This window comes from Pannonibacter anstelovis, from assembly GCF_036881715.1.
Classification (GTDB): Bacteria; Pseudomonadota; Alphaproteobacteria; order Rhizobiales; family Stappiaceae; genus Pannonibacter; species Pannonibacter anstelovis.
Genome location: NZ_JBAKBF010000009.1, coordinates 148,395 through 166,812 on the forward strand (window position 1 = coordinate 148,395; position 18,418 = coordinate 166,812).

At 62.2% G+C, this 18,418-nt stretch carries 16 protein-coding genes and 1 pseudogene; 7 read left to right on the forward strand and 10 right to left on the reverse strand.

The window, feature by feature from the left end; all coding sequences use genetic code 11:
• Positions 1-7 precede the first annotated feature (7 nt).
• The 3 genes from V6L75_RS14995 to V6L75_RS15005 are packed head-to-tail and all read left to right on the forward strand — an operon-like array spanning position 8 to position 3,580.
• Positions 8-1,507, forward strand: a complete 1,500-nt coding sequence (locus V6L75_RS14995) for a phosphomannomutase/phosphoglucomutase (protein WP_334252289.1) — start codon at positions 8-10, stop codon at positions 1,505-1,507.
• Between the two features lie 26 nt (positions 1,508-1,533).
• Positions 1,534-2,538, forward strand: a complete 1,005-nt coding sequence (locus V6L75_RS15000; protein WP_334252290.1) for an aldose epimerase family protein — start codon at positions 1,534-1,536, stop codon at positions 2,536-2,538.
• 10 nt (positions 2,539-2,548) lie between these two features.
• Positions 2,549-3,580, forward strand: a complete 1,032-nt coding sequence (locus V6L75_RS15005) for a histone deacetylase family protein (protein WP_334252291.1) — start codon at positions 2,549-2,551, stop codon at positions 3,578-3,580.
• Positions 3,581-3,615: 35 nt separating this feature from the next.
• On the opposite strand, the pseudogene V6L75_RS15010 reads toward V6L75_RS15005, so the two are convergent.
• The 3 genes and pseudogenes from V6L75_RS15010 to putA form a co-directional block, all read right to left on the reverse strand.
• Positions 3,616-3,906, reverse strand: a pseudogene (locus V6L75_RS15010) (type II toxin-antitoxin system RelE/ParE family toxin).
• A gap of 3 nt (positions 3,907-3,909) precedes the next feature.
• Complete coding sequence (locus tag V6L75_RS15015; RefSeq protein WP_334252292.1) at positions 3,910-4,173, reverse strand: type II toxin-antitoxin system ParD family antitoxin; 264 nt, start codon at positions 4,171-4,173, stop codon at positions 3,910-3,912.
• A gap of 182 nt (positions 4,174-4,355) precedes the next feature.
• Entirely contained in the window at positions 4,356-7,484 is a 3,129-nt protein-coding gene (gene putA / locus V6L75_RS15020) for a bifunctional proline dehydrogenase/L-glutamate gamma-semialdehyde dehydrogenase PutA (protein ID WP_334252293.1), read from the reverse strand.
• 126 nt (positions 7,485-7,610) lie between these two features.
• Between putA and V6L75_RS15025 the strand changes: the two genes are divergently transcribed.
• The gene (locus tag V6L75_RS15025; RefSeq protein WP_334252294.1) at positions 7,611-8,081 is read left to right on the forward strand and encodes an Lrp/AsnC ligand binding domain-containing protein; all 471 of its coding nucleotides are present in this window, start codon (positions 7,611-7,613) and stop codon (positions 8,079-8,081) included.
• Between the two features lie 182 nt (positions 8,082-8,263).
• On the opposite strand, the gene V6L75_RS15030 is transcribed toward V6L75_RS15025, so the two are convergent.
• The 7 genes from V6L75_RS15030 to V6L75_RS15060 all read right to left on the reverse strand — a co-directional run bounded on the left by V6L75_RS15030 (position 8,264) and on the right by V6L75_RS15060 (position 15,533).
• Positions 8,264-8,464, reverse strand: coding sequence for a cold-shock protein (locus V6L75_RS15030; RefSeq protein ID WP_019963447.1), 201 nt, complete (start codon positions 8,462-8,464; stop codon positions 8,264-8,266).
• Between the two features lie 242 nt (positions 8,465-8,706).
• Entirely contained in the window at positions 8,707-9,792 is a 1,086-nt protein-coding gene (locus V6L75_RS15035; RefSeq protein ID WP_334252295.1) for a putative bifunctional diguanylate cyclase/phosphodiesterase, read from the reverse strand.
• Positions 9,793-10,313: 521 nt separating this feature from the next.
• On the reverse strand, positions 10,314-11,999 hold the full coding sequence (locus V6L75_RS15040; RefSeq protein WP_334252296.1) for a methyl-accepting chemotaxis protein: 1,686 nt from the start codon (positions 11,997-11,999) through the stop codon (positions 10,314-10,316).
• A 13-nt stretch (positions 12,000-12,012) separates the two neighbouring features.
• Entirely contained in the window at positions 12,013-12,621 is a 609-nt protein-coding gene (locus V6L75_RS15045) for a hypothetical protein (protein WP_334252297.1), read from the reverse strand.
• 190 nt (positions 12,622-12,811) lie between these two features.
• Positions 12,812-13,666 carry an SDR family oxidoreductase gene (locus V6L75_RS15050; RefSeq protein WP_334252298.1) on the reverse strand — a complete coding sequence of 285 codons (855 nt, stop codon included), beginning with the start codon at positions 13,664-13,666 and terminating at the stop codon, positions 12,812-12,814.
• A gap of 17 nt (positions 13,667-13,683) precedes the next feature.
• Entirely contained in the window at positions 13,684-14,517 is an 834-nt protein-coding gene (locus tag V6L75_RS15055; protein WP_334252299.1) for a TrmH family RNA methyltransferase, read from the reverse strand.
• Entirely contained in the window at positions 14,514-15,533 is a 1,020-nt protein-coding gene (locus V6L75_RS15060) for a class I SAM-dependent rRNA methyltransferase (protein WP_334252300.1), read from the reverse strand. The genes V6L75_RS15055 and V6L75_RS15060 overlap by 4 nt, the downstream gene beginning before the upstream one ends.
• Before the next feature lie 237 nt (positions 15,534-15,770).
• Between V6L75_RS15060 and V6L75_RS15065 the strand changes: the two genes are divergently transcribed.
• The 3 genes from V6L75_RS15065 (at position 15,771) to V6L75_RS15075 (ending at position 18,373) form a co-directional block, all read left to right on the forward strand.
• Positions 15,771-16,739 (forward strand): helix-turn-helix domain-containing protein, encoded by a 969-nt coding sequence (locus V6L75_RS15065; protein WP_334252301.1) that lies wholly within the window; start codon positions 15,771-15,773, stop codon positions 16,737-16,739.
• Positions 16,740-17,113: 374 nt separating this feature from the next.
• Positions 17,114-17,815 (forward strand): SRPBCC family protein, encoded by a 702-nt coding sequence (locus V6L75_RS15070; RefSeq protein ID WP_334252302.1) that lies wholly within the window; start codon positions 17,114-17,116, stop codon positions 17,813-17,815.
• Between the two features lie 69 nt (positions 17,816-17,884).
• A complete protein-coding gene (locus V6L75_RS15075; RefSeq protein WP_334252303.1) occupies positions 17,885-18,373 on the forward strand; it encodes a (2Fe-2S)-binding protein in 489 nt (162 codons plus the stop codon).
• Positions 18,374-18,418 lie beyond the last annotated feature (45 nt).

Consider the following 18,418-nt stretch of genomic DNA (forward strand, 5'->3'; position numbering starts at 1 on the left):
GTTCATCATGTTTCCCAAACCCGAAGCATTTCTGAAGTCGAATACCTACGCCTACGAGTCCAAGCCGATGGTCAAGCCCACCGGCTTCCGCGAATACGACGCGCGCTGGCTGTTCGAGAAGGAAATCAACCTGATGGGCATGCAGGCCCTCGGCATGGGGATCGGCACCCTGATGCATGAGCGCGGCATCCGTCCGGATATCGTCGTTGGCCATGACTTCCGCGGCTATTCCGCTTCCATCAAGATGGCCGTGATTAACGGGCTGATGGCTGTGGGCATCAACGTGCATGATATCGGCCTTGCCCTGTCGCCGATGGCCTATTTCGCCCAGTTCGCGCTGGACGTTCCCGCCGTTGCCATGATCACCGCCTCGCACAATGACAATGGCTGGACCGGCGTGAAGATGGGCGTCAACCGCCCGCTGACCTTCGGCCCGGAAGAAATGGGCCGCCTGAAGGACATCGTGCTGAACTCGGCCTTCGTGTCCAAGGGCTCCGGCTCCTACCGTTATGTCGACAATTTCGCGGAAGTTTACATCAAGGACCTGACGGAGCGCGCCAAGCTGAAGCGCCCGATCAAGGTCGTGGCCGCCTGCGGAAACGGCACGGCCGGTGCTTTCGCCCCGCGCGTTCTGGAGATGCTGGGCGCGGAAGTCATTCCGCTGGACGCTGACCTCGACCACACCTTCCCGAACTACAATCCGAACCCGGAGGACATGAAGATGCTTCATGCCCTGCGCGACAAGGTTCTGGAAACCGGCGCGGACGTGGGCCTCGGCTTTGACGGCGACGGTGACCGCTGCGGTGTGGTGGACAACGAGGGTGAGGAGATCTTCGCCGACAAGGTGGGCGTGATGCTCGCCCGCGACATTTCCTCGCTCTATCCGAACTCGAAGTTCGTGGTGGACGTGAAGTCCACGGGCCTGTTCCACACCGATCCGGTGCTGAAGGCCAATGGCGCGGTGACCGACTACTACAAGACCGGCCATTCCTACATCAAGCGCCGCGTGACGGAGCTGGGTGCGATCGTCGGCTTTGAAAAGTCCGGCCACTACTTCTTCAACGCGCCGATTGGCCGCGGCTATGACGACGGCCTCGTCTCGGCCATCGCCATCCTCGACATGATGGACCGCAACCCGGACAAGTCCATGGCCGACCTGCGCCGTGCCCTGCCGAAGACCTGGGGCTCGCCCACCATGGCGCCGCACTGCGAGGACGAGATCAAGTACGGCATCGTCGACAAGGTGGTGGCCCGCTTCCAGGCCATGCAGGCCGCCGGTGAGAAGGTGGCCGGACAGGCCATTACCGATCTCATCACCGTCAATGGCGTGCGCGTTGTGACGGAAGACGGCACCTGGGGCCTCGTCCGCGCTTCCTCCAACAAGCCGGAGCTTGTGGTGGTGGTAGAAAGCCCGGCCTCCGAAGCGCGCCTGCACGAGATGTTCAAGGCTGTGGATGCGGTGCTGCGCGAAAACCCGGAAGTGGGTGCCTACAACCAGACCCTCTGATCCTGACCTGAACGGACGGCAAAGACATGATCCGGCCCTTTGGCACCCTTCCCGGCGGTGAAACCGTCAATGAAGTCACGCTGAGGGCCGGTTCCCTCGAAGCTGCCATCCTGACCTACGGCGCAACCCTCAGGGATCTGCGCCTTCATGGCCGCCCGCTGGTCCTCGGACTCAACACGCTTGAGGACTATCAGGCTCACGGGGCCTATTTCGGCGGAACCTGCGGGCGCTATGCCAACCGCATCGCTGCTGGCCGCTTCACGCTGGATGGCGTATCCCATCAGGTTACCTGCAACGAAAAAGGCCGCAATCACCTGCATGGCGGCCAGTGCGGCTATGACAAGAAGCTGTGGCAGATCGCCGAGCTTTCGGCTTCCAGCCTGCTTCTGACGCTCGCCTCTCCCGATGGCGAGGAAGGCTATCCGGGCAATGTGGACCTGCGCTGCCGCTACACGCTGCTGGAAACTGGCACACTGCGCCTTGAGATGAGCGCGGTGACCGATCAGCCGACGCTGGTCAACCTTGCCCACCACAGCTATTTCAATCTCGACAGTTCCGGCGACATCAGCGGCCACCGGCTGCAGATCCTTGCAGACCGCTATCTGCCGGTTGATGCAGAGTGCATCCCCACCGGCGGGATCCTGCCTGTCGAGGGCACCGCCTTTGACTTCCGCAGCAAGCGGCCCATCCGCCAGACGGGCGCGGATCACGCACGGGTGCTCTACGACCATAATTTCTGCGTGGCGGACACCCCGTCAGACACCTTGCGCCTCGCTGCCGTTCTGGAAGGCGAGACCTCCGGCATTTCCATGGAACTCTGGACCACCGAACCGGGCGTCCAGTTCTATGATGCCTCCGGCCTTGGCCTGCCTTACGAGGGTTTGGAAGGGCGCCGCTATGGCCCGCATGCCGGGCTTTGCCTGGAACCTCAGCGCTGGCCGGACAGCCCTAACCATACGGAGTTTGCGGGGGCTGTGCTGCGGCCCGGAACAACCTATAGTCAGGTGACCGAGTTCCGCTTCCAGCCGTGAGCCTCACCGCATGAAGACCGTTTTTTCGCCCGTCCAGCTGACCCATGACCCGAAGATGGAAATCTCGGACGGGATGCTGAAACCCGCCGTGGAGATACCCAGCCGGGCCGAGATGGTCCGCAACGAAATCCTTGACCGCAAGATCGGACCCCTGTGGACCCCGCAGGACTTTGGCCGCGCCCCGCTGGAGCGGGTGCACACATGCGAATATCTCGACTTCCTCGAAAGTTTCTGGAGCCGCTGGACGGCTGCAGGGCGTCAGGGCGAGGCTTTCCCCTTCGTCTGGCCCGTGCGCCAGCTGCGCTCGTCGCCCACGCCCACCCACATCGACGGCATGCTTGGCCGTTTCTCCTTTGACGCTGGCACGCCGCTGGGCGAGCACACCTGGGCCGCCGCCACCGCCAGCGCCAATTCGGCGCTGACGGCGGCCCGCTTCCTGCGCGAAGGCGACCGCTCGGCATTTGCACTCTGCCGTCCGCCGGGACATCACGCAGCAGCCGATTACTTCGGTGGCTATTGTTTTCTCAACAATGCTGCCATCGCTGCCCAGTGGCTGCGTGATCAGGGAACCGCACGCGTTGCCATTCTTGACGTGGACTATCACCACGGCAATGGCACCCAGGCGATCTTCTACGACCGCGCCGACGTGATGTTCCTGTCCATCCACGCCGACCCCAGGGAAGAGTACCCCTATTTCCTCGGCCATACGGACGAGACGGGCGAAAAGGCAGGCAAGGGCTTCACCCAGAACTGGCCGCTGCCGCCCGGCACCGATTGGGCCCGTTACTCGGAAGCGCTGGAAGAAGCCTGCCGGTGGCTGACGGTCTATTCACCGGACGCGCTGATCGTCTCGCTGGGTCTCGACACCTACGAGAAGGACCCGATCTCCCAATTCCGCTTCGTGCCGGAAGACTTCCTGCGCCTCGGCGCCAGACTCGCCCGCCTCGGCAAGCCCACCCTCTTCGTCATGGAAGGCGGCTACGCCGTCGACGCCCTCGGCTCCAACTGCGTCAACGTGCTGGAAGGGTTTCTCGGGGGGTGAGGGGGTGACGGCTGCATATGGTTGGCCCTGAGGGCTCAACCCAGCAGGTCCGGCAGATCTCGCATGGCGTGGAGAACCCGGACAACCCGCACTTCCTCACCAGCATCGAGAAAGAATATCAGGTAACGCCCTTGCCGGGCTGAACGCAGCCCCTTGCACAGATCGTCCCGGGCAGGGAAACTATCCGGACGTTCAGCAGCCTAAAGCATCCTGGCCTCGATTTCGGCCACAAAGGACAGTGCCCGGGCAGGATTGTCCTGGGCGATGAAGTCACCAATCTCGATCAGATCGGCCATGGCGGCCGGCAGGATGATCAGCCGCGCCATGGATCAGGGCTTCACCGAATATCTTGCGCGGAGTTCTGCGAACACCTGTTCCGCCGGGATGCCCGGCCCGCTGTCCAGCCCCGCCTTGATCGCCTCCCGCAAGGCCTCCAGCTCCTGCCGCTCTGCATCCCGGCTCCGGGTCCAGGCACGAAGAGCCTCCCGGACCACTTCGCTGGCCGAGGCATATTCTCCCGACGCTACCGTCTGGCGCAATGTCTCGGCCATCTCAGCCGGCACGGTGATTGTCATTCGTTCGACAGCACCCATGAAGGCACCTCCTGCAGCATCAACATACTTCATCATACTTATGATGCAGATTGGCGCAATGCCAGAGGGAGCGGTTTGTCGCTGGAACAGAGATGATGGCACATCTCGCCTTGCAAAGGCCGGTGCGCCGCAGGGCTATGCCGTCCCGGTGAGACAAGCTCACCGGGAGACACGTGGCTCCCCTACTCCCCCGAATGGGCCAGCAGGCTGGCGTTGCCGCCGGAGGCGGCAGTGTTGAGGGAGATGACCTGTTCGAGGGCGAAGCGCTGCAGATAGGCCGGGCCGCCAGCCTTTGGGCCGGTGCCGGAGAGGCCCGCGCCGCCAAAGGGCTGGGTGCCGACGACGGCGCCGATGATGTTGCGGTTGACATAGACATTGCCCACCGGCAGCCGGTCCACCACCTGCTTCACCGTAGCGTCAATGCGGGAATGGACGCCGAGCGTCAGGCCGTAGCCGGAGGCGGCGATCTTTTCCAGCATAGCGCCGAAGTCCTTTGCCTTGTAGCGCACCACATGCAGCACCGGGCCGAAGACTTCCCGCGTCAGATCCTCAGGCCGTTCCAGCTCGATGATCTGCGGGGCCACATAGGTGCCGCCCGCGAGGGTCACGTCCGGCTCCTTGCCGGAGAATTTCAGCCGCCCGGCTGATTCCATCACCCGCACATGGGTGAGGATGTTGTCCCGCGCTTCGCGGTCGATCACCGGGCCGATATCGGTTTCAGCAAGGCGCGGGTCGCCGAGGGTGAGTTCACGCGCCGAACCTTCGATCATCTCCAGCAGATGATCCGCCACATCCTCCTGCAGGAACAGAAGCCGCAGGGCCGAGCAGCGCTGCCCGGCGGAGCGGAAGGCTGACGTGACCACATCATCGCAGACCTGTTCCGGCAGGGCGGTGGCGTCCACCAGCATGGCATTGATGCCCCCGGTTTCCGCAATCAGCGGCACGATGGGCCCGCGCCGGGCGGCAAGGGCACTGTTGATGGCCCAGGCCGTTTCCGTTGAGCCCGTGAAGGCTACGCCGGCGACCCTGGAATGGGACGTCAGCGCCGCACCCACCGCACCGTCGCCCGGCACATAGAGCAGCGCGGTTTCCGGCACACCGGCAGCATGGAACAGGCGCACCGCCTCATGGGCAATCAGCGGCGTCTGTTCGGCGGGCTTGGCCACCACAGCATTGCCCGCAACAAGCGCGGCAGCCACCTGCCCGAGGAAGATGGCGAGCGGGAAATTCCAGGGCGAAATGCAGACAAAGGCGCCGCGTCCGCGCAGGCGGTAGCGGTTTTCCTCGCCCGTGGGGCCAGGCATCAGCCGTCCTTCGCCAAAGAGCCCGCGCGCCTCGGCAGCATAATAGCGGCAAAAATCCACTGCCTCGCGGATTTCGGCAATGCCATCCGTCAGCGTTTTGCCGGCTTCGGCCGCCAGCAGCGCCATCAGCCGGTCGCGGTTTTCTTCCATCAGATCTGCCATCCGGTCCAGCGCAGCGGCACGGTCTTCAACCGGTGTGCGGGACCAGCTTTCAAAGCCCTTGGCCGCAACCTCCATGGCAGATGCCGCCAGCTTCGCGTCCGCCTCGGTCACTTCACCGGCCACAAGGCTGCCGTCGATGGGCGACAGCAGGGCCCGCGGGCGGGCGGCCACATCATGGCCCGGCACCAGCGGGCGGGCGGTGACAGCCGGGAAGCTCTGGCGGGCCATGCCGGAAAGCAGTGCATTGCGCTCGGCTTCCACGCCCAGTTCCAGCCCGGCCGCATTGCGGCGGGTGGGGGCATAGAGATCTGCAGGCAGCGCGATGGAACGGTTGCGGGCGCGCTCACCGCCTTCCAGCAGCTCCACAGGGCGCTTCAACAGATCTGCTGCGGGAATGCTGGCATCCCCCACGATGGAGACGAAGGAGGAATTGGCGCCATTTTCCAGCAGGCGGCGCACCAGATAGGCCAAGAGATCCTTGTGGCCACCAACGGGCGCATAGATGCGGCAGGGATAACCATCCCGCTCCACCACGGCCTTGTAGAGGCTTTCGCCCATGCCATGCAGGCGCTGGAACTCGAAACCCTCCGGTTTACCTGCCATCTCCTGAATCTGGGCGACCGTAAGCGCATTGTGGGTAGCGAACTGCGGATAGATGACATCCCGCGCGGCCAGCAGACGGCGGGCGCAGGCGAGATAGGACAGGTCCGTCGCGGCCTTGCGGGTGAAGACGGGATAGTCTGCGAGCCCCCGTTCCTGCGCCCGCTTGATCTCCGTATCCCAATAGGCGCCCTTGACGAGCCGCACCATCAGGCGGCGGTTGTAGAGGCGCGCCAGATCAATAAGCCAGCTAATGACCTCCTGCCCGCGCTTCTGATAGGCCTGCACCGCAAGACCGAAGCCGTTCCAGCCGTCCAGCACCGGGTCAGCCACAAGCCGCGCAATCAGGTCCAGAGACAGCTCCAGCCGGTCAGCCTCTTCCGCGTCGATGGTGAAGTTGAGGTCATGGGCGCGGGCCATGCGGGCAAGGTCCAGCACGCGGGGCAACAGCTCGGCCATCACCCGCTCTTCCTTCACCGCCTCATAGCGCGGATGCAGCGCCGAAAGCTTGACGGAAATGCCCGGACGGTCCGGCAGGGGGCGGGAGCCGGCGGCCTTGCCGATGGCCTCGATGGCGGCGGCATAGGAGCGGAAATAGCGTTCCGCATCGGCCTGCGTGCGCGCCCCCTCGCCCAGCATGTCATAGGAGAAGCGGTAGCCCTTCGGCTCCAGAACCTTGGCCCGCTTCAGCGCATCCTCGATGGTTTCGCCCAGCACGAACTGGTGGCCGAGAAGGCGCATGGCCTGCCGCGTCGCCGTGCGCACGGCCGGCATGCCAATCCGGCGCACGAGGCTGGTGAGGATGCTGTCCGGTGTGTCGCCCGGATGCAGAAGCCGCGAGGTGACGCCCAGCGCCCAGGAAGAAGCGGACACGAGCCAGGTGTCGGACTTGCGCCCTTCCCCCTCGCCGAATTTCGCGGCGGCCAGCTTGTCCTCAATCAGCTTGTCGGCGGTGGCCGCATCGGGCACGCGCAGCAGCGCCTCGGCCAGCACCATCATGGCAAGGCCCTCGCGGGTGGTAAGGCCGAACTCCCGCATGAAGTCTTCGACGCCGCCAAGGCCGGAGCGGGCACCTCGCATGTCCTCGATATAAGCCGTGGCCTTGGCATCGATCCGCGCTTCCGCATCAGCAGCAAGGCGGGTTTCCGCCAGCATGCGGCGCACCAGTGCGCCATCATCGGGAGCGAACTCCGCGCGGAAAGGGGAAGCGGTAAGAACGGGAGCAATCGGGGCGGATGCAGGCATCAAGATCGGATCTCCGGCAGGCGCGAGGCGCAATAGGGCTTTTCACCAGATTACCTTCAACCCCACTTTGGTTTTCGCCAAAATCAAGCTATAAAACCTGATATTTTCTGGAAATGAGGCCTCTCAATGGAGAATATTCCGGACCTGGACCGTATCGACCGCAAAATCCTGGGCGCACTGCAGGAGGATGGGCGGATCACCAACACGGATCTGGCCGAAAAGATCGGCCTGTCCGCCACCGCCACCTCGGAGCGGATGAAGCGGCTGATCCGCGAAGGCTACATCCTGCGCTTCACGGCAGAGCTGAACCCGCAGAAGCTCAATCTCGGGCTGCTCGTCTTCGTGGAGGTGAAGCTGGACAAGACGACGGCGGACGTCTTCGACGCCTTTGCGTCAGCGGTGGCCCGCTCGGCCGAAGTGCTGGAATGCCACATGGTCGCGGGCGGCTTTGATTATCTCATCAAAAGCCGCGTACGCGACATGAGCCACTACCGGCAGTTTCTGGCAGAGGTGATCCTGAACCTGCCGGGCGTGCGTGAAACGCACACCTACGCGGTGATGGAGGATGTCAAGGACACCCACGTTCTGCCGATCTGAGGGGGAGAGAGGCTGAGCGGCGGCCGGTGAGACCGCCGGGGGAGCCTTGCGCGTTTCTGATGGTAATCCTGCAGGCATTTCCGGGCGAACGTTGCATCAGTCCGTCTTCCAGAAACGTCATCCATCCACAGGCAGAAACGCGAGGGCAAGGAGCAAGCTGCAAGCCACAGCAATACGGCGGCTTACAGCACTTTCACATGTTCGGCCATGCTGCGGCCGGCGCGGAAGGCCATGTCGAAGGCAACAAGCTGGCCTTCATGCAGGCTGCCGATGCCGGAACGGCGCAGGCTCGCCAGATCAACGAGGACGTCGTCCCCTTCCTGAGGTTCGATCGCACCAATTCCCCGGTGCATGTCAAACCACTTTACATTTCCGTGGTCCATTTTTCTTCTTTCTTTACGTCACATCATAGGTCATCGGCCAGCTCTATAGCTGGCTTTTTCGACGGCTCGATGACAGTTGTCATTGGAGGATCGTCACCTTTTGTCAGGCTTGACTGGTGACTGCCTTGTGTCAGCTTCTCACTTGCGTGGTTAACAGAAGCCTAACGGCCTCTTCTCCGCACCCTTTCGCGGGCTGCGGCATTGCTGCACGAATACACAGATGGGCCTTGGGAAGAGCAATGTCAAGTGGCAGCCAGACCACTCGCCCGCATAGGTGCAGAATATGAGCCTGCAAAAGCCGGGTGGATGGCGCCGGCCTCCATGAAGGCAGCAATATCGCCGGCGGAAACAGGGCGGCTGAAAAGATATCCCTGGAAACTGGAGCAGCCTGCCTGCCGCAGCAGAGCAAATTGCGCTTGCGTTTCCACACCTTCGGCAATGATGTCGAGACCGAGGCTTTGACCGAGCTGCAGGATGGTGCTGACGATGGCGAGGTTCCGGTCATCGTTCAGCAGATCACGGACAAAGGACTGGTCAATCTTCAACTGGTCAAAGGGCAGCTGCTTCAGGGAGCTGAGCGAGGAATAGCCCGTCCCGAAGTCATCCAGTGACCAGCTGATCCCCAGATCCTTGAGGGCCTGCATTTTGCCGCTGACAACCGCAGCATCTTCGGCAAGGGCACTTTCTGTCAGCTCAAGCTTCAGGAGTTCCGGGCGCGCGCCGCTCAGCCGGACGATGCTGCGCACCTGTTCGACGAAATCAGGCTGGCGGAACTGCGAGGCGCTGACATTGACGGAAACGGTCAGCTGCGCTGTCAGGGGCGATGCGGCCCAGGCCGCGAGCTGGGCGCAGGCCGCCCGCAGCACCCAATCTCCAATGGGGATGATCAGCCCGGTCTCCTCGGCCAGCGGGATGAAGGCTCCGGGGGAGATATTGCCCTTTTTGCCATGCTTCCAGCGCAGCAGGGCCTCCGCCCCCTGCATCTGACCCGCCGCGCTCACCTGAGGCTGATACAGGAGATGGAATTCCCCCCTGGCGATTGCCCTTCGGATCTCCCCTTCCATCGTATGGCGGGCACTCACGCTGGTCTGCAGGACAACCGCCACAATACACAGACCCAAAACGCCGGTGATGGTATGCAACCAGACAACGGCGGTCAAACCGGCGACCGGACTGGCAAGTTCCTTCGGAGGCAGCGGCGCCAGACCCAAGGCGAAAACCAGAAAAGACAGCACCCCAAAGACAGGCAGCAGCACCCGCAGATAGAAACCCTCGTGGCTGAACACCAGAAAAGTCGCCGCAACGATGGGAAACAGATGAAAGTGCACGGACCTGCTCAAGCCATCTGGCGGCGCGTCGAAAAAGCATCCGATCAAAGTGGTCAGAAGGATTGCATGCGACATGACAATCGCCGCAGCCCTGAGATGAGAGCGCCACGCCAGCAGCAGCATCACACCCCCGGACAGGGCAGACAGCAACGCATAGGCGGCATGCAGCCAAGAACCGGCACTAGCATAAAACGCAGACCAGGCCGCGCTGACCACAAACGTGATCGCGCCTCCATACAAAATCAGTGTCTGTATGCGCAGATTATACCGGCCAACAGATGTCCATCCGGAAACATCTGCACGCACAAGGTTTAGCCTGGAGCAGAATTTGTTTAAAATTTTATACAATTACTCAGCTGCACGATTTTTGGTAGAGACATTTTTTATCTATTAGAGAAATATGAATATTACAATCATATCATTAAATTCGACCAACGCAGATTGAGCCTCCCCCTTTCCTCGCGCCGCAAATACGAAAGCGGCCGGACTTTCCAGCCCGGCCGCCCGTTTTCTGCGCACTTTCAGGCAGCTCGCACCTGATTTAGGAAGTCTGTCATGGCCTGACGCATGCGTGCAGAGCGCTCATGCAGCTCCTCGATGGCTTGGCGCATGTCTTCACTGATGATGCCGGTTTGCTGCGCCGAGTTGCTCACCGTGCCGATGGAGTCTGTCACGCCATGGGTGCTGCTGGCCGCCTGCGAGACGTTGCGGGCAATCTCGTTGGTGGCTGCATTCTGCTGCTCGGTCGCCGCAGCCATCGCCGTGGTACGCTCGGAAATCAGCTTCACCATTTCTGCAACAGCAGCAGTTGCTTCAATGGACTCCGACGCAGCTGCGCGCATCTCGGAGATCTGGCCGTCAATCTCTTCGGTCGCCTTGGCAGTCTGCTCGGCCAGCGCCTTCACCTCGCTGGCGACAACAGCGAAGCCACGGCCAGCCTCACCCGCACGGGCAGCCTCGATGGTGGCATTCAGAGCCAGCAGGTTGGTCTGGTTGGCGATGTCATTGATGAGACGCGTCACATCACCGATGCGGACCACCACATCCTGCAGTTTGCCGACCGCCTGATTGGAGCGATCCACCTCGGTCTCCGCCTTGGCAGCCACCTTCGAGGCAGAGTGCACCTGCTCGTTGATCTCGGCGATGGAAGCCGACAGCTCTTCCGTAGCACTCGCAACCGTGTTGACGTTGTTCGTCGTGTGCTGGGAAGCCTCGGCAACGGACGCCGCCTGGCGGTTTGTCTCGCTGGCAATGGTAGCCAGAGAGGAGGCAGTGCCCTTGAGGTTCGTCAGGCCGCCAATCATCTCATCGGAGATGGAGAGCACGGCTTGCTCGAAGGAGTTGGCAACGGCGCCCATGCCGCGCTTGCGCGCTTCTTCAGCCTCTGCACGCTGGTGCTCTGCAGCAGCTTCCAGATCGCGGGTCCGCAACATGTTATCGCGGAAGATCTCCATGGCGCCGGCCATGTCGCCAATCTCGTCACGCCGGCCGCTCAGGTCCGCCTGTGCGCTCAGATCGCCATTGGCCAGACGCCCCAGCACGACCGACAGGGTCTTCAGCGGCCGCGAAACCAGCCGGAAGTTCAGGTAGCCGAAAAGCATGGCCACTAACAGCATCAGCCCAGCGCTGCCCAGCGCGATTGTCCGTGCATCGGACAAGGCTGCCTTCTCGACCTCAGCCAGGCTACCGATCTTCGCGTCGATTGTCTCTTCCAGCGCACGGATGGCAGCAGTGGCCTTGGCCTGAAGCGCGTTGCCTTCACCCGACAGTTCCATGGCCCGGGCAAGATCCACTGTCTCGGGCGTGCGCATGCTCTGGATCTGCGCATCGACAAACTGCACCTGCCAGGCATTCAGTGTCGATGTGATGTCTGACACGAGGCCGGCATCGGAAGGGGAGACATCCGCTACACTGCTGCCAAGCGTGGCGAGCAGTCCCTTGACCTCATCTCCCATGGCCTTTGCACGGCCAAGAGCCTCCCGGTCTCCAGTCAGCAGGAAGACCTTCAGCTCAAGGTTTTCCTCAATCACAGACACCTCAAGGTTGTCGATCTGCGTGGCAACCTGATAGTGCCGGGACATAGCTGTCACCGCATCGGCAGCGGCAACAGTCTTGTAGTAGGTAGTAAGGCCTGCCGCGAGGCTGATCAGCGACAGACCGGCGAAGGCAGCAATGCCCTTTTGGCCAACAGAAAGATTCTTCAGCATACTCAGCCTCCTGTCAGCTGCCTGCGCCGGACCGGCGCTCGAGCTCGGTCAGGTTAATTTCAATGGTGGCAGCGCCGATAGGCTTTCCGCTTTCAGGATCGGCAATCGTCACGTTCAGCTGCGACAGCCAGACCTTGAGGTCTTCGTTCCATTCAGCTTCATCCACGAATACAGCGTCGGCTCCAACCGGAAATGTCTTCTGGAACTTGGCTTCGTCGCCCTGCCAATAGTCGCTGGTGATGCTGCTCTGCCCGACGTTCAGCCCATTGGCATCCATGACGAAGATCTCTGCATAGAGGCCCAGGCTTCCAGCCTGCATGCGCAAAAGATAGGTGGACAACGGGGCCGAGAGTGTCGCAGCAATCAGGGGCTTGTCGCTCGCCTTGCGCTCATCCACCCATTGCTTGTCCAGCGCATCGATCTCCGCTTGAGAGATCCTGCCGCGCTTTCCGTTCTGCGCCTTGACCGACAGAGGCACAATGGGATTGCCGAGCGCCGTCCTGATCTCCTCGATCACGGCGGGCGTGATCAGCGCGGCAGCATCAGGCGCTGCAGGTTGAGCCACCGCCTGCAACCCAAATGCACCCAGTCCGAGAAGTGGCGTGACGTAGCGGAACTTCATCTTAAGCCTCGTGTTCTTTTATTTTCACAAGGCTGAAAGAAGCGCGTTAATAATGAGTGAAACTGCCTAATGAAAGACCAAAACGACCAAGCCAAAAGCATGCCCGGTCAAGAATACTCAATCTGAAGTCAAAGAGGGTGCAAACTGCACGTTAAAACTGACGTTATGACATTGTAAAATTTTACAATTATCATCTCTCAATCAAATCACACAGAGACACTCTATAGTTCTCATACAGGAACTTATAGCTCAATTCACGCTTAATACGACCGTTCGAAACTCTCTTGTTCTCGCCATAAAAAGAGCGTGCCATAGGCGAAAGATCCGCCGTTGCAAAATCTTGCTCCGGCGGCGGTTGTATCCCCAAAAGTTCAGCCCCATACGTAACCACATCCTGCGGCGGTGCGGGCTCATCATCTGTCACATTGTAAATGCGCGTTCTCGGCTGCGCGAGCGACGCCTCCAGCACACCTGCAATGTCCTCGACACGGATGCGATTGAACACCTGACCCGGCTTCACAAGCCGTCGGGCGGTACCGTCGCGCAGGTTGATGAGCGCATTGCGGCCCGGCCCGTAGATGCCGGACAGACGGAAAACCTGCACCGGCAGCTCCGTCGTCGCAGCAAACTCCAGCCAAGCGTTTTCGGCCGCCACGCGCTGCACGGACCGGCGCGATACCGGGCGGCAGGGGGTGTCTTCATCCACCCAGGCGCCATCATGATCGCCATATACGCCGACTGTCGAGAGATAGCCAATCCACTGCGGACGGGCTGCGGCAACATCCACGCCGTGGTGTATCAGTACCGGATCGCCTGCCTCATCGGGCGCGATGGACTGGAGCACATGGGTCGCATCAGCCAGCGCCTCCCGGATGCCCTCTCCAGGCTGTGTGCCATCAAACAGGAAGGGCTCGACACCCAGCGCCTTCAGCTGCTCTGCCTTCGCCACGGAGCGCGTGGTGCCGCCGATCCAGCTGCAACGGCTGCGGATACGTTCCACGAAGGCCTTCGAGGAATAACCAACTCCGAAGATGAACAGGCGCATGGGGGCCTCCCGGCCAGTCAGAGGTTCAGGTGCTTGCGGCGGATTTCATAAAGCGTGATGCCGGTGGCGACCGCCAGATTGAGACTGTCCGCCTGCCCTGCCTGGGGGATACGCACCAGCGTCTTGCAGGCCGCAGCCAGATCATCGGAAAGGCCCTGCTGCTCGTTGCCCATGACGAGGAGCGCGGGCTCCCGGTAATCCACCGTGCGATAATCGACAGACCCGGCAAGGTGGGTGCCTGCCACAGTGCCCGGCCACTTGGCCATCACGGCTTTGAACGCCTCGGCGGAGGTCTTGACCAGCGGCACATGGAAGAGCGAGCCCATGGTGGCGCGCACCGCTTCCACTGCGAAGGGATCGGTGCAATCGCCGATGAGGATCACACCGGAAGCCCCCACCGCGTCAGCCGTGCGGATGATCGTGCCCAGATTGCCCGGATCACGCACCCGGTCGAGGGCGATCCAGACGGTAGACTGGGCCGGGTCGATACGGTCCAGCGGCGTCAGCTGCTGCTCGTAGACGCCCACCACCATCTGCGGGTTTTCCTTGCGGGTGATGCCTTCCAGAATGGCCGTGTTCACCTCCAGGATCAGCGCACCGCGTGACTTGGCGGTGGCGGCTGCCTTCTGAGCGACCGGATTATCCCGCGCTTCCGGCCCCAGCGCCAGATAACGCAAGGTCCATCCCGCATCGAGCGCGTCGGTTGCCAGCTTCAGCCCTTCCGCCACGAAGAGGCCAGACTGCGTCCGGTGCTTGCGCAGCGCAACGAGGCCCTTGATCTCCTTGATGATCGGGTTGGAATGGCTGGTGATCTGCTTCACCGCCCCCATGCGGGGTCTTTGCTCGCTCATGCGCCGCTCCAGCGGGAAAAGAGGGATGTGGACAGGCAGCGCTCGCCCTTTTCCTCGCGGATGACAAGCTCGCCGGATTCCAGCAGGCCGCCCTGCTTCGACAGGGTTTCAGCCATCAGCTCATGGACGGAGAGGAAAGAGGCGCGGATGGCATAGGCCGTCAGGATCATGAACAGGGCATTGGGAGACAGCAGCTGGCGCAGCATGTCCAGCATCTCCGGCAGGTTGACGAACAGGTCCCACACCTCGCCCTTGGGGCCGCGGCCATATTTCGGCGGATCCAGGATGATGCCGTCATAGGTGCTGCCGCGCCGCACTTCGCGGGCCACGAACTTGCTGGCGTCTTCCAGTATCCAGCGGATGGGCAGATCGCCAAGGCCGGACAGGTCCTGATTTTCGCGGGCGTAGGCAATCGCCTTCTTCGAGGCATCCACATGGGTGACATGGGCGCCCGCAGCAGCGGGCAGCAATGAGGCAAGGCCGGTGTAACCGAAGAGGTTCAGCACCTTGACCTGACGGCCAGGCTCGGCAGCGCGCGCCTCCCGCACCTTGTTCATCACCCAGTCCCAATGCGGAGCCTGCTCGGGGAAGACGCCCACATGGCGGAAGGACATGAAGCGGCCCAGATAGCGCGCCGGACCATAGGCCATTTCCCAGGTCTCGGGCACGCTGCCTGCAAACTTCCAGCGGCCAGGGCCTTCCTCGTCCACATCACCGGTGAAGACCGCATCCGCCCTGTCCCAGACCGGCTTCTTCAGGCGCGGCAGGCCCATGGCCTGCGGTTCGGGCCGGACCACAGTGAAGCGGCCATAGCGTTCCAGCTTCTGGCCCCGCCCCATGTCCAGCAGGGCATAATCCTTCCACCCGGCGGTTTCGAGGATCACCGGCCAGCGGGCCGCAGGCGGCAGCCCCGGGCGGGCAGCGGCAGAAACGGCGGCCCCGCGCTCAGGCAAGGCGGCATGACCGGTTTCAGCGGCGGCGGCGGGCTTTTGCGGGGTTTGAGGGGCCTGGGCCACGGGCAAAACTTTCCGGAAGTCTCGATAAAATGGTGTTGTCTCAGCCATTAGGGCGGAGCAGGCCTGCGGTCAATCGGCTAACCCGGTTTTATACGCCCCTGCCATAACCGCGCCAATGGACACATTCTCTGGACTTGAGATTGAAATTCCTACAGAAATCACTTTGACAAGCTGGTGCGAATTTGGTCGGCTGTACCCATACAGGGTGAGTGTGCATCATGTAGGGGGGAGAATTATATGCTGCCAGGTTCTCACGATCCGACGCGCAAGCACGCCGACAGGGTGCGGGAAACGGTTGAGAACAACGGCTGCGCTGCACATTCTCTGGTGGCAGCGTCCTGGCGCCGCTCGATGCTGTATCACGGCCTCGACCCCAATCTGGACCGGCCAGCCGTGCGGGTGGAAGACCATACACTTGCACAGGCTCGCGACCGGATGGGATCCCTGCTTGAGATCGCCGTGCCTGCCCTTGACAGGTTGAATGCAACGCTCGCCCCTAGCGGCTGCAGCATCCTGCTGAGTGACAAGGATGGTCTCGTGCTGGAGACCCGCGAAGCGCCCGGCGATCAGCACGAGTTTGCCCGCTGGGGGCTGACCGCAGGCGGTGTGTGGAGCGAGGCCCAGCAGGGCACCAATGGCATTGGCACCTGCGCCATCGAAAAACGGCTGATCATCGTGCATCAAGATCAGCATTTTCGTGTCAGCAACACCGAAATGAGCTGCATTGGCGCGCCAATCTTCGATCACCTCGGGCAGCTGGCCGCCGTATTGGATATCTCGAGCTGTCAGCGGGATTTCTCGCTCGCCTACGCACAGGTGCTGGGGATGGTTGTCAGTGAGAGTGCGCGCTCGGTGGAGAGCGATCTCTTTCGCGCCGCGTTCCCGGGATGCCGCATCGTCGTCGCCAAGGGACACGGACAAGGGGGCGTCTCTCTTCTGGCGCTGGACCCGGATGACGTGATCATCGGAGCAACCCGTCTCGCCCGCAAGATGCTGGGCCTGACAGACGCCCTCATTGCCTCTGCACCCGGTGCCGCCCCCTTTCTCGGCACGGCTGCGGAAGAAGATCCACGCACCGCAGAAAAGGCAGCCCTGCGGCGCGCCCTTGCCAGAGCTAAAGGCAACGTCTCGGCAGCAGCCCGCGATCTTGGAATCAGCCGGGCCACCATGTACCGCAAGATGGGCCAGTTTGGCCTCGACGGCTGATCCTTCCGCACCTGTCTCAATTCTGCGACAGATCCGGCATGCTTTATTGCCGCACAGGTCTTTTCCCTTACGCGCCACCGGCGCAAACTCCGGCCTGATGCTGAGCATGCAGCGCCCGGCAGCTCTGGGAGGGGCGCAAGGTGGCAGCAAACGGTCAGGGCGCGCACAGGTCACATCCGCCAGGCTCTGGCTGCAATCTTTCTTCTTTTTCTCCATGGGCTTGCCAGCTGCCTTTCAGTCCGGCACCCTTGGGAAGACGCAAGACAAGAGCCATATGGGACGGGCAGGCTGCATAGGGTAAGCCGACGGTGAACGGCCGTAGGCGCCAAGAGCCGCAGCAGGCCTGCCCCCCGAGGAGAGAGGCACGAAACGCAATGGACATGACAGGCGAGTACCGCATTCCGGCACCGCGAACCGATGTCTGGAATGCCCTGAACGATCCGGACGTGCTGAAAGCATGCATTCCAGGCTGCGACAGCCTGGAGATGACCTCGCCCACGGAAATGACGGCAGCCGTTACCGCCAAAATCGGCCCGGTGAAGGCAAAGTTCACAGGCGCAGTCACACTTGAAAACCTCAACCCGCCGGAAAGCTACACGATCGCCGGCGAAGGCAAGGGCGGTGTTGCGGGCTTTGCAAAAGGTTCCGCCGACGTGCACCTTGCCGAAGACGGCGGGGACACCATTCTCAGTTACACCGTGAAGGCACAGGTGGGCGGCAAGCTGGCCCAGCTGGGAAGCCGCCTGATCGACAGCACCGCCCGCAAGATGGCCGATGAGTTCTTCGGCAACTTCTCGCAGATGGTTGCCGGAAACGCGGCGTCCACCGGAACGGCTGAGGATGGCGAGCCTGACGCAGGCACGCTGGAAGAAGCCCGGACGCTGGCCATGGAACACGCAGGAGACGCCGTGGCCCATGCCGTCGAGGATGTGGAGAAGAAGATCGAAAACGCCGTGCACGAGGCTGAGGAGACAGTCGAGGCAGCGGCGGCCAAGGGCAGCTATGGCGGGCCCATGATCTGGGGCCTTGCCGCACTGGCGGTGGTGATCATCATCCTCGCCGTCATGAGCACATGAGGAGCATGAGTTACGATTTCCCCCGCTGGTGACGCGACCGGAGAGCGGGAACAATTGAGGGAGGTATGAATGGCAAAAGTGTCAATGAACGTGAACGGCAAGAAGGTCTCGGCCGATGTCGAGGACCGGACGCTGCTCGTTCACTACCTGCGCGAGGCGCAGGGCCTGACCGGCACCCATGTGGGCTGCGACACGTCCCAGTGCGGGGCCTGCGTGGTGCATGTGAACGGCAAGGCGGTGAAGTCCTGCACCATGCTGGCCGCACAGGCGGAAGGTGCCACTGTGACGACGATCGAAGGCCTCGCCAATGGCAACGAGCTGCACCCCGTGCAGGCGGCCTTCCGCGAGCATCATGGCCTGCAGTGCGGTTTCTGCACCCCCGGCATGATCATGGCCGCTGTGGACATGATCGAGCGGCATGGCGCAAATCTGGACGAGGCCACCATCCGCCACGAGCTGGAGGGCAACATCTGCCGCTGCACCGGCTATCACAACATCGTCAAGGCCATCAAGGCGGCGGCTGACCAGATGGCCGGCCTGCGGACCGCAGCCGAATAAGACCAGCCCTTGCGGCGCTTGAGCCTCTCAAGGCGCCGCCGAGCA

Excerpts from the sequence above, each read along its gene's own strand:
- V6L75_RS14995 (WP_334252289.1), top strand. The coding sequence starts at position 8 with ATGTTTCCCAAACCCGAAGCATTTCTGAAGTCGAATACCTACGCCTAC.
- V6L75_RS15000 (WP_334252290.1), top strand. The coding sequence starts at position 1,534 with ATGATCCGGCCCTTTGGCACCCTTCCCGGCGGTGAAACCGTCAATGAA.
- V6L75_RS15005 (WP_334252291.1), top strand. The coding sequence starts at position 2,549 with ATGAAGACCGTTTTTTCGCCCGTCCAGCTGACCCATGACCCGAAGATG.
- V6L75_RS15015 (WP_334252292.1), bottom strand. The coding sequence starts at position 4,173 with ATGGGTGCTGTCGAACGAATGACAATCACCGTGCCGGCTGAGATGGCC.
- putA (WP_334252293.1), bottom strand. The coding sequence starts at position 7,484 with ATGCCTGCATCCGCCCCGATTGCTCCCGTTCTTACCGCTTCCCCTTTC.
- V6L75_RS15025 (WP_334252294.1), top strand. The coding sequence starts at position 7,611 with ATGGAGAATATTCCGGACCTGGACCGTATCGACCGCAAAATCCTGGGC.
- V6L75_RS15030 (WP_019963447.1), bottom strand. The coding sequence starts at position 8,464 with ATGGACCACGGAAATGTAAAGTGGTTTGACATGCACCGGGGAATTGGT.
- V6L75_RS15040 (WP_334252296.1), bottom strand. The coding sequence starts at position 11,999 with ATGCTGAAGAATCTTTCTGTTGGCCAAAAGGGCATTGCTGCCTTCGCC.
- V6L75_RS15045 (WP_334252297.1), bottom strand. The coding sequence starts at position 12,621 with ATGAAGTTCCGCTACGTCACGCCACTTCTCGGACTGGGTGCATTTGGG.
- V6L75_RS15050 (WP_334252298.1), bottom strand. The coding sequence starts at position 13,666 with ATGCGCCTGTTCATCTTCGGAGTTGGTTATTCCTCGAAGGCCTTCGTG.
- V6L75_RS15055 (WP_334252299.1), bottom strand. The coding sequence starts at position 14,517 with ATGAGCGAGCAAAGACCCCGCATGGGGGCGGTGAAGCAGATCACCAGC.
- V6L75_RS15065 (WP_334252301.1), top strand. The coding sequence starts at position 15,771 with ATGCTGCCAGGTTCTCACGATCCGACGCGCAAGCACGCCGACAGGGTG.
- V6L75_RS15070 (WP_334252302.1), top strand. The coding sequence starts at position 17,114 with ATGGACATGACAGGCGAGTACCGCATTCCGGCACCGCGAACCGATGTC.
- V6L75_RS15075 (WP_334252303.1), top strand. The coding sequence starts at position 17,885 with ATGGCAAAAGTGTCAATGAACGTGAACGGCAAGAAGGTCTCGGCCGAT.